The following is a 10,830-nucleotide window of genomic DNA, read 5'->3' as shown; positions in this document are numbered from 1 at the left end:
GTCAAAGATGGGATTATACCAAAATTCGCTAATTTTGTCAGTTTTTACAAATTTGCCTGCTTTTATGGTACAATAGAAACTATGGCAAGTATAACACTCACACCAAGTGAAAAGAAGATTCAGGCTTTTCTTGAACACTATCAAACCAGTCTGGCTCCTAGTAAGAATCCCTATATCCGCTACTTTTTGAGACTGCCTCAGGCAACGGTTTCTATCTATACTTCTGGAAAGGTCTTGCTTCAGGGTGAAGGAGCTGAGAAATATGCTCGTTTCTTTGGCTATCAAGTTGTAGAGGAAACCAGCGGACAAAATCTTCCTTTGATTGGGACAGATGAGGTGGGAAATGGTTCCTACTTTGGTGGACTTGCAGTTGTGGCTTCCTTTGTCACACCTGACCAGCATGCTTTCTTGCGAAAACTCGGTGTGGGGGATTCTAAAACTCTGACCGACCAAAAGATTCGTCAGATTGCCCCTATCCTCAAGGACAAAATCCAGCACCAGGCACTGCTTCTCTCACCAAGCAAGTACAACGAGGTCATCGGAGACCGCTACAATGCTGTTTCGGTTAAGGTTGCCCTCCATAACCAGGCTATCTATCTCCTTCTTCAAAAAGGCGTTCAACCTGAGAAAATTGTGATTGATGCCTTTACCAGTGCTAAAAATTATGACAAGTACTTGGCACAAGAGGCCAATCGTTTCAGCAATCCTATCAGCTTAGAAGAAAAGGCTGAGGGCGAATACTTGGCTGTCGCAGTTTCTTCTATCATTGCGCGTGATCTCTTTCTGGAAAATCTAGAAAATCTAGGACGAGAACTGGGTTATCAACTTCCAAGTGGAGCTGGAACAGCTTCTGATAAGGTAGCTAGCCAGATTTTACAAGCCTATGGTATGCAGGGACTCAACTTCTGCGCCAAATTGCACTTTAAAAATACTGAAAAAGCGAAAAAACGCTTAGAAAGGTAAGTTATGAATTCATTTAAAAATTTCCTAAAAGAGTGGGGATTATTCCTCCTGATTCTGTCATTACTAGCTTTAAGTCGTATCTTTTTTTGGAGTAATGTCCGCGTAGAAGGACACTCCATGGATCCTACCCTAGCGGATGGCGAAATTCTCTTTGTCGTTAAGCACCTCCCTATTGACCGTTTTGATATCGTGGTGGCCCATGAGGAAGATGGCAATAAGGACATCGTCAAGCGCGTCATCGGAATGCCTGGCGATACCATCCGTTACGAAAATGATAAACTTTACATCAATGACAAAGAGACAGATGAACCTTATCTAGCTGACTATATCAAACGCTTCAAGGATGACAAACTCCAAAGCACCTACTCAGGCAAGGGATTTGAAGGAAATAAAGGAACTTTCTTTAGAAGTATCGCTCAAAAAGCTCAAGCCTTCACAGTTGATGTCAACTACAACACCAACTTTAGCTTTACAGTTCCAGAAGGAGAATACCTTCTCCTCGGAGACGACCGCTTGGTTTCGAGCGACAGCCGCCACGTAGGTACCTTCAAAGCAAAAGATATCACAGGGGAAGCTAAATTCCGCTTCTGGCCAATCACCCGTATCGGAACATTTTAAGAAATCGAAGAGGCCGAGAGTCAGCAATCTCAGCCTCTTCTTCTATCGTGAGAATATGATTATTCACTATCCAGTTTGATTAAGATAGAAACAAAGTTATACTCAATGAAAATNNNNCATATATACGGCAAGGCGAAGCTGACGTGGTTTGAAGAGATTTTCATTGAGTATAAAATAGATACAAAGTTAACTCTCACCTATTTATGCAAAGGAATCTTATGGAAGTTTATTTTTCAGGAACCATTGAACGGATTATTTTTGAAAATCCCAGTAATTTTTATCGTATCCTCCTCCTAGAAATCGACGATACAGACGCAGAGGATTTTGATGATTTTGAAATTATTGTCACCGGCACCATGGCTGATGTGATTGGGGGCGAAGACTACACTTTTTGGGGGCAAATTGTCCAGCACTCCAAGTATGGGGAACAACTGCAAATCAACCGTTATGAACGTGCAAAACCAACTAGCAAGGGCTTGGTCAAGTACTTTTCAAGTAGCCATTTCAAGGGAATTGGTCTCAAGACAGCTCAGAAAATAGTGGACACCTATGGCGACAATACCATTGACGAAATTTTGCAACACCCAGAAAAGTTAGAAGGCATCGCAGGGCTCTCTGCCAAAAATCGCGAGGCTTTCGTCTCCACTCTCCGTCTCAACTACGGAACGGAGATGGTTTTGGCCAAACTAGCCAACTACGGCATTCCCAACAAACTAGCCTTTCAGATTCAAGACTTTTACAAGGAAGAAACCCTTGATGTGGTTGAAAATTATCCCTACCAGCTAGTTGAGGATATCAAGGGTTTGGGCTTTACCATTGCTGACCAACTAGCTGAGGAACTAGGCATCGAAAGTCAGGCTCCTGAACGCTTCCGCGCCGGTCTAGTTCACAGTCTTTTTCAGGCCTGTATGGAAACAGGGGACACCTATGTTGAAGCACGGGATTTGCTGGAACAAACCCTTACTCTCCTTGAGTCTTCCCGTCCCGTGGAACTAGACCCCAGCCAAGTTGCCCAAGAGCTCTCCTACCTGATCGAAGAAGACAAGGTTCAGCAGATTGATACCAAGATCTTTGACAACAGCCTCTTTTTCGCTGAGGAAGGTATCCGCAGTCACTTGATTCGTATCCTTGAAAAAGGAGAACAGAAGAGACAAGATTTAGAAACTATTCAAAAGCATATCACTACTGTCGAGCAAGAACTGGGGATTGAGTATGATAACATTCAAAAACAAGCTATTTGTGACGCTATCCAGAACAAGGTCTTTATCCTGACAGGTGGGCCTGGTACTGGTAAGACAACTGTTATCAATGGAATCATCGCTGTTTATGCCCTTTTAGAAGGACTTGACTTCAGGAAGAAAAGCAATCTGCCCATTCTTCTTGCTGCTCCAACTGGTCGAGCTGCTCGTCGCATGAATGAATTGACAGGTTTGCCTAGCGCGACCATACATCGCCACTTGGGAATGACAGGTGACGATGATACTAGTCATCTGGAAGATTATCTGGATGCTGACTTTATTATCGTGGATGAATTTTCCATGGTGGATACTTGGCTGGCCAATCAACTCTTCTCCAACATCTCTTCTAACAGTAAGATTCTCATCGTGGGAGATAGCGATCAGCTACCGTCTGTCAGCCCTGGACAAGTTCTAGCTGACCTCCTTCATATTCCTTTAATTCCTCAGACTCGCTTGGAAAAAATTTATCGGCAAAGCGAAGAATCAACCATCGTCACCCTAGCTAGTCAAATCCGACAGGGCATCTTGCCAGCCGATTTCACCCAGAAAAAAGCTGACCGTTCCTACTTTGAAATTGCTAGTGGCCATATTCCTGCTACGATTGAGAAAATCTTAGGCGCTGCCCTCAGAAGTGGCATTCCTGCCCGTGATATCCAAGTTCTGGCTCCCATGTACCGAGGGACGGCAGGGATTGATGCCATCAACCAACTCATGCAAGACCTCCTGAACCCACCACAAAAAGACCAACTCAGTTTTGAAGCTCCCCAGTGCCACTATCGTAAGGGAGATAAGGTCATTCACTTGGTCAACGATGCTGAAATCAATGTCTTTAATGGAGATTTAGGAGCCATCACAGACCTGATTCCTGGTAAATACACCGAGTCGAAACAAGACGAGATTGTTATTGATTTTGATGGCAATGAAGTCTCTTACCCACGTAACGAATGGTACAAGATTCGCCTGGCCTATGCCATGAGCATCCATAAATCACAGGGAAGTGAGTTCCCTGTTGTCATCCTACCGATCACCAGTGCTAGTAGGCGTATGCTGGAGCGCAATCTCATCTATACAGCCATTACACGCGCCAAAAGCAAGCTTATCTTACTAGGCGAATTACAGGCCTTCGACTATGCTACTCAACATATCGGAACTGCCCGAAAAACCTATCTGATTGAACGCTTCAGTGATTTATTGGAGAATGTTGAAGAAAAGCAACCAGCTGTCTCTGAAACAGCCACATCAAGTACCTCTGAACAATCCTACATCCTAACCGAAGAAAACTGGGACAGCATCCCGGCCATGATTGGGATTACAGATGCAGATCTCAAAGAGATTTTTGGAAAATAGTGCACAAGAAAACCCACCAATTCAGGTGGGATTTTTGTTTATGAATACTCAATGAAAATCAAAGAGCAAACTAGGAANNTGAGTACGGTAAGGCGACGATGACGTGGTTTGAATTTGATTTTCGAAGAGTATAAGATTATTTAACTGTTGCTGTGCTTGTAATCAATTCAACAGCTTTTTTGATTGTGATATCATGTTTCAACATATCAGCTGAAAGCAAGCTTTGTACTTGAGCAACTTCCATGTTGTAGTCTGTTGCCAATTGCTCGATTTCTTTTTGGATTTCTTCTTCTGAAGCGTCAAATCCTTCAGCTTTGGCAACTGCTTCGATAACAAGGTTAGTCTTAGTACGTGACTCAGCTTCTGCTTGGTATTGATTGTGAAGGTCTTCTTGAGTAGTTCCAGTGATTTGGAAGTACATGTCAGGGTTGATACCTTGACGTTGCAAGTTTCCAAGGAATTCATTTACTGAGCGGTGAACTTCTTCGTGAATCATTTCTTCTGGAAGTTCTACGATTTCAGCGTTTTCTACAGCTTTATCGATTGCTGCACCTTCAACTGCATCTTTGTAAGCTTCTTCTTTAGCAGCAGCCAATTCCTTGCGGTATTTTTCTTTCAATTCAGCAAGTGTTTCAACTTCTTCGTCGATGTCTTTTGCAAGCTCATCATCAAGAGCTGGAACTTCTTTAGCTTTTACTTCGTGGATAGTTGTTACGAATTTAGCTTCTTTACCTGCAAGGTCTTCTGCTTGGTAGTCTTCTGGGAATGTTACAACTACATCAACAGTTTCGCCAGCTGAGTGACCTACCAATTGGTCTTCAAAACCAGGGATGAATTGACCTGAACCAAGTCCAAGTGAGAAGTTTTCACCTTTTCCGCCATCAAATTCAACACCATCGATAGAACCAACAAAGTCAATAACAACAGTATCGCCGTTTTCAGCAGCAGCTTCTTTGATAACCAATTCAGCCAAGTTGTTGCGTTCGCGTTCAATACGCTCTTCAACGTCAGCGTCAGTTACTTCTTTTTCTAGATCAACTGATACTTCAAGGTTTTTGTAGTCACCCAATTTAACTTCAGGTTTTGTCACGACTTCAGCTGTGATAACCCAGTCTTGACCTTTTTCCATTGAAGTTACGTCAATTTTTGGTTGAGCAACCACTTCAAGACCAGCTTCTTTTACAGCTGCTTCATAAGCATTTGGCAAAAGAGCGTTCATAACGTCTTGATAAAGTGACTCTTCACCAAATTTTTTGTCGAAGATAGGACGTGGAAGGTGACCTTTACGGAAACCTGGAACATTAAGAGATTTCTTCACTGAGTTGAAGACACGGTCCAATTCTGGTTTGATTTGGTCTTGAGAGATAGTGAAAGTCAAGACACCACGGTTTGTTTCTTTGTTTTCAAATGATACAGACATTCTGTCATTTCTCCTTAAAATTTTTTAAATACAGTCTATTATAACATTTTCTATAAATAAAATCTAGACTAATGCAGACAATTATAGACAACAAGCCTTTTTGCTAACTAAATGAAAGTTCTATAATGAAGTTAGTCACCCAGCCCTCCTAAAAATTAGATGTTTTAACTAGCTGATAGCTAGCCCTCTATTTCATTTGATAAGATGCTTGATGCTGTTAGGCTGACAAGCCAAGGCTAAGATTAGCCTTGGTTTAGCTGACAAAACTGCTTCAAGGGTTCCTCTTGTCAAATGAAAGCAAAATAATTGCCCTCAATCTCACCATTTTTTTGGGACATAATCACTTTCGATTGACAGTTTGTTCTACACTTTCAAGGATGGAATAGACATCAAAAAGAACCCTGCTTTTCTGAAAAAGAGGTCTTCTTGCTAAGTTTATACTCAATGAAANNAGCCACAGGTTGCTCAAAGCACCGCTTTGAGTTTGCAGATAAAACTGACACGGTTTGAAGAGATTTTCGAAGAGTATTAATTTACATAAATAGCCAGTGTTTGATAGGGTTTGAGTAGAATTTTCTCAGACACTTCTGCGTCTTCATAGTTTGAAATCAAAATTTGTCCATTTTGGTAGGCTACTGGCAAATCGATTTCCACTTCTGTGGCATAAAAATTATTGAGCACAAGTAACTTTTCAGCCTCATACTGACGTTCAAAAGCATAGACTTGCTTGCTATCTTCAAAGGCTGGTTTGTAACTTCCTTCTGAGATGATAGGCATTTCCTTACGCAGTCGAATCAAGTCTTGGTAGAAGGTGAAAATCGGACCTTGGATTTCATTTTCTACATTGATGTGAGGGTAGGATTTTCCTGCATTGAGCCAAGGAGTCCCTACTGTGAAGCCTGCATTTTCAGAAGCATCCCACTGCATAGGAATTCGTGAATTATCACGCGACTTAGCTTGAATAATCTGGAAGGCTTTTTCCTGACTCTTCCCTTCCTCTAAGAGCATCTGATAGGCATTGAGCGATTCGACATCCACATAATCAGCAATAGAATCATAGTCTGGGTCAATCATCCCGATTTCCTCGCCCATATAGATATAAGGTGTCCCACGTGAAAGGTGAATACTGGCCGCTAGCATGGTAGCTCCTTCCTTGCGGAAGTTTTGAATATCAACAAAACGGTTTAAAGCGCGTGGTTGGTCGTGATTGTTCCAGAAGAGAGCACTCCAACCACCTTTATCACTCATTTCCTTGCCCCAGCTATGGTAAAGACTCTTCAACTCTTCAAAATCAAAGGGAGCCAAGGTCCACTTTTGTCCATCCTTATAGTCCACCTTGAGATGATGAAAATTAAAGGTCATGGATAATTCCTGACGGTCAGGCGACGAATAAAGGACACAATTTCCCATGGTGGTTGAGGACATTTCCCCAACTGTCATAAAACTATCGTCTGATCCAAAAGTGGCTTGATTCATCATACGCAAATAGTCATGAACGATGGGCTTGTCTGTGTAAGCTGGCTTTCCTTCATTTTCAGGACAATCCACTAAGACTTCATCCTTGCCAATCAAATTGATCACATCAAATCGGAAACCTTTGACACCCTTGTCGCGCCAGAAATTAACAACCTTGAAAAGCTCCTTACGGACATTGGGATTGCGCCAGTTAAGGTCAGCCTGGGTATCATCAAAGAGGTGAAGGTAGTATTTCCCTGTATTCCCAAAGGGCGCCCATGCAGAGCCACCAAACTTAGACTGCCAATCTGTTGGTTGGTCTTGGATGAAGAAAAAGTCTTGATAATACTTGTCCCCAGCTAAGGCTTTCTGAAACCATTCATGCTCTGTCGAACAATGATTGAGTACCATGTCCAGCATAAAGTCAATCTTGTGCTCTTGACCGACACGCACCATTTCCTCAAAATCAGCCATATCACCAAAAAGAGGATCTACTGCCATATAATCTGAAATATCGTAACCATTATCCCGTTGAGGGCTTGGATAGAATGGATTGAGCCAGACCATATCCACACCTAGTTTGGCTAAATAGGGAATTTTTTCAATAATTCCACGGAAGTCCCCAATACCATTGCCAGTGGTGTCTTTGTAAGATTTTGGATAGATTTGATAGACTACTTTTCCTTTATCAAGTGTCATCTGTTTCTCCTTTTCTGATAAAAGGGAGGAAGCAGTCTTCCGTCCCTATTTGTGCTATTTCAATTATACTCAATGAAAATCAAAGAACAAACTAGGAAGCTAGCCACAGGTTGCTCAAAACACTATTTTGAGGTTGCAGATAGAGCTGACGTGGTTTGAAGAGATTTTCGAAGAGTATTAGATTCGTGTAGCGACCATGAGAGATGCTCCAGCTTGGATCGTTGTCGGATAAGTTCCGGGAATAGTCGCTGTATAAGCATCTTGGTTGGTGATGATAACAGGAGTTTCTGTCACCAGACCTGCAGCCTTAATGACATCCATATCAAAACGAATCAGTTGCTGACCAACTGTGACATGGTCTCCTTGGGCTACAAGACTTTCAAATCCTTTGCCATCAAGACCTACTGTATCCATACCGATGTGGATGAGCAATTCCACCCCCTCGTCAGAGACAATACCAATGGCATGCTTGGTAGGAAAAAGAACCGTCACTGTCCCATTGACTGGAGAAGTCAACTCACCTTGGCTTGGTTCAATGACCAGACCTTGCCCCATGACACCTGAAGCAAAGACTGGATCCGTTGCTTGACTTAGTTCTTTCACTTGGCCAGTCAGCGGGCTAACAATTTCTACTGGAGTAAGTTCTACTGGTTCATGACTCACAAATTCTGCTTCTTCTTGAGCAACGAATTCTGCCTGCAAGTCCGTATCGTCCTCTGTTTTTGTAAAGAGACCAGCCTTGCGGAAGAAGAAAGTCAAGAGCATTGGAACAACAATCGCAACTAGCATAGTTCCTGCAAATGGCAGCATGTATTGAGATTGAATAGAGAGAATACCTGGCAAACCACCGATACCAATAGAAGCCGCAGTTACATTAAAAGTAACGGATAACATGCCTGCAAGGGCTGAACCAGTCATCCCAGCAACAAATGGATAAATATATTTTACGTTAACTCCAAAAAGAGCTGGTTCTGTAACACCGAGATAGGCCGAAATGGTTGCAGGAAGTGAAACCTGAGCCTCACGCTCATCATGGCGATGCATGAAATAATAGGCAAACACGGCTGAGCCTTGAGCAATATTAGAAAGAGCAATCATTGGCCATAGGGCAGTGCCACCAGCATCCGCAATCAATTGTGTATCAATGGCATTGGTCATATGGTGCAGACCTGTGATGACAAATGGAGCGTAGAGGGCACCAAAAATTGCACCGAAGAGCCATTTAACTGGACCAGTTAAACCTGCCAAGACAACTGATGAAAGTCCTTGTCCAATTGTCCAACCGATTGGTCCCAAAACAGTATGAGCCAAAATCAAGGCTGGAATCAATGACAAAAAAGGTACAAAAATCATGGAAATGACTTCTGGGATATGTTTGCGCCAGAAAATTTCAAGATAAGACAGACTCAAACCTGCAAGCAAGGCTGGGATAACTTGGGCTTGGTAACCAATACGATTAACAGTAAAATAACCAAAATTCCAAACCCAGTTTGCTGCGATATCAGCTGCTAGCGTTGAAGCAACCGCATAGGCATTGAGCAACTGAGGCGATACCAAACAGATTCCGAGAACAATTCCCAAAATTTGGCTGGTTCCCATCTTACGAGAAACAGACCAAGTAATCCCTACTGGTAAGAACTGGAAGATAGCTTCACCAGGCAACCAGAGGAAGTGATTAACCCCTGCCCAAAACTGAGAGGATTCTGTGATGGTCTTGCCATCCAACATCGACCAATGGACACCTTCCAAGACATTACAGAAACCGAGGATCAATCCACCAACAATCAAGGCTGGAATAATCGGAGTAAAGATTTCCGCCAGAGTGGTCATAACACCTTGGACCACGTTTTGATTACTCTTAGCTGCAGACTTGGCTGCTTCTTTGGAAGCACCCTCAATACCTGAAACGGCTGTAAAATCATTATAAAAGATGGGCACGTCATTTCCAATGATTACCTGAAATTGACCTGCATTTGTAAAAGTTCCTTTAACAGCTGGAATTGACTCGATAGCTTTAACATTAGCCTTCTTATCATCTCCTAAAACAAAGCGCATCCGTGTCGCACAGTGAGTTACGGCAGTCACATTTTCTTTGCCTCCAATTGCCTGAAGCAGATCTTTGGCTTCTTGTTCAAATTTTCCCATTTGATTCTCCTTATACTTGTCAAAGCAAGTTTGATTTGATAAGTATATTGTAAATGATACCAAACTTGTCTGCAACTTGTTTGGTATAAAAAGGGTGTTTTTTTGTAAATTTTCTAGCACTTGTATGGTAAAATAGATACAGGTGTTCATTAAACTAGACTAAAAACCTATTTAAGCAGGCAAAATGAAGAAATACCAACAATTATTTAAGCAAATCCAAGAAACCATTCAAAACGAGACTTACGCTGTCGGAGATTTCCTTCCTAGCGAGCACGACCTTATGGAGCAATATCAAGTGAGTCGTGATACCGTCCGAAAGGCCCTGTCTCTCCTCCAAGAGGAAGGATTGATCAAAAAGATAAGAGGGCAAGGTTCTCAAGTCGTCAAAGAAGAAACCGTCAATTTCCCTGTATCCAACCTAACCAGCTACCAAGAACTAGTTAAAGAACTTGGACTGCGCTCTAAAACCAACGTGGTCAGTCTGGACAAGATTATTATTGATAAAAAATCCTCACTGATAACCGGTTTCCCAGAGTTTCGGATGGTTTGGAAGGTGGTCCGCCAGCGTGTGGTGGATGATCTGGTATCCGTTCTGGATACAGACTATCTGGATATGGAACTCATCCCAAATCTCACTCGCCAAATTGCTGAGCAGTCTATCTATTCTTATATAGAAAATGGCCTCAAACTCCTTATTGATTATGCTCAGAAGGAAATCACCATTGACCACTCAAGCGACCGAGACAAGATTCTCATGGACATTGGCAAAGACCCTTATGTCGTTTCGATTAAATCAAAAGTCTATCTCCAAGACGGACGCCAATTTCAGTTTACCGAAAGTCGCCATAAGTTAGAGAAATTTAGATTTGTAGATTTTGCAAAGCGCAAGAAATAAAAGACTGAGACACTAGATCTCAGCCTTTTTCGGCTCTATAATATTTGTAG

General features: G+C 42.3%; 7 protein-coding genes. 4 read left to right on the top strand and 3 right to left on the bottom strand.

Annotation, left to right across the window (positions count from 1 at the left end):
- Positions 1-81: 81 nt before the first annotated feature.
- The 3 genes from rnhC to HT703_RS04860 all read left to right on the top strand — a co-directional run bounded on the left by rnhC (position 82) and on the right by HT703_RS04860 (position 4,166).
- Positions 82-963 (top strand): ribonuclease HIII, encoded by an 882-nt coding sequence (gene rnhC / locus HT703_RS04870; protein ID WP_000146891.1) that lies wholly within the window; start codon positions 82-84, stop codon positions 961-963.
- A gap of 3 nt (positions 964-966) precedes the next feature.
- Positions 967-1,581: a signal peptidase I gene (gene lepB / locus HT703_RS04865; RefSeq protein WP_001083986.1), complete on the top strand. Its 615-nt coding sequence runs from the start codon at positions 967-969 to the stop codon at positions 1,579-1,581.
- A 218-nt stretch (positions 1,582-1,799) separates the two neighbouring features.
- The gene (locus tag HT703_RS04860) at positions 1,800-4,166 is read left to right on the top strand and encodes an ATP-dependent RecD-like DNA helicase (RefSeq protein ID WP_050975861.1); all 2,367 of its coding nucleotides are present in this window, start codon (positions 1,800-1,802) and stop codon (positions 4,164-4,166) included.
- Positions 4,167-4,302: 136 nt separating this feature from the next.
- Here HT703_RS04860 and tig read toward each other — a convergent pair whose 3' ends face one another.
- The 3 genes from tig to treP all read right to left on the bottom strand — a co-directional run bounded on the left by tig (position 4,303) and on the right by treP (position 9,885).
- A complete protein-coding gene (tig, locus tag HT703_RS04855; protein ID WP_023933102.1) occupies positions 4,303-5,586 on the bottom strand; it encodes a trigger factor in 1,284 nt (427 codons plus the stop codon).
- Between the two features lie 528 nt (positions 5,587-6,114).
- A complete protein-coding gene (treC, locus tag HT703_RS04850; RefSeq protein ID WP_023936310.1) occupies positions 6,115-7,740 on the bottom strand; it encodes an alpha,alpha-phosphotrehalase in 1,626 nt (541 codons plus the stop codon).
- A gap of 177 nt (positions 7,741-7,917) precedes the next feature.
- Positions 7,918-9,885 (bottom strand): PTS system trehalose-specific EIIBC component, encoded by a 1,968-nt coding sequence (treP, locus tag HT703_RS04845; RefSeq protein WP_171043533.1) that lies wholly within the window; start codon positions 9,883-9,885, stop codon positions 7,918-7,920.
- Between the two features lie 184 nt (positions 9,886-10,069).
- Between treP and treR the strand changes: the two genes are divergently transcribed.
- Positions 10,070-10,780: a trehalose operon repressor gene (treR, locus tag HT703_RS04840; protein ID WP_000760673.1), complete on the top strand. Its 711-nt coding sequence runs from the start codon at positions 10,070-10,072 to the stop codon at positions 10,778-10,780.
- The last annotated feature ends 50 nt before the right edge of the window (positions 10,781-10,830 follow it).

This window comes from Streptococcus sp. 3874 (assembly GCF_013276425.1).
GTDB lineage: Bacteria > Bacillota > Bacilli > Lactobacillales > Streptococcaceae > Streptococcus > Streptococcus pseudopneumoniae.
The sequence above is the reverse complement of the archived record's forward strand: the minus strand, read 5'-3'. Positions and strand labels throughout refer to the sequence as shown.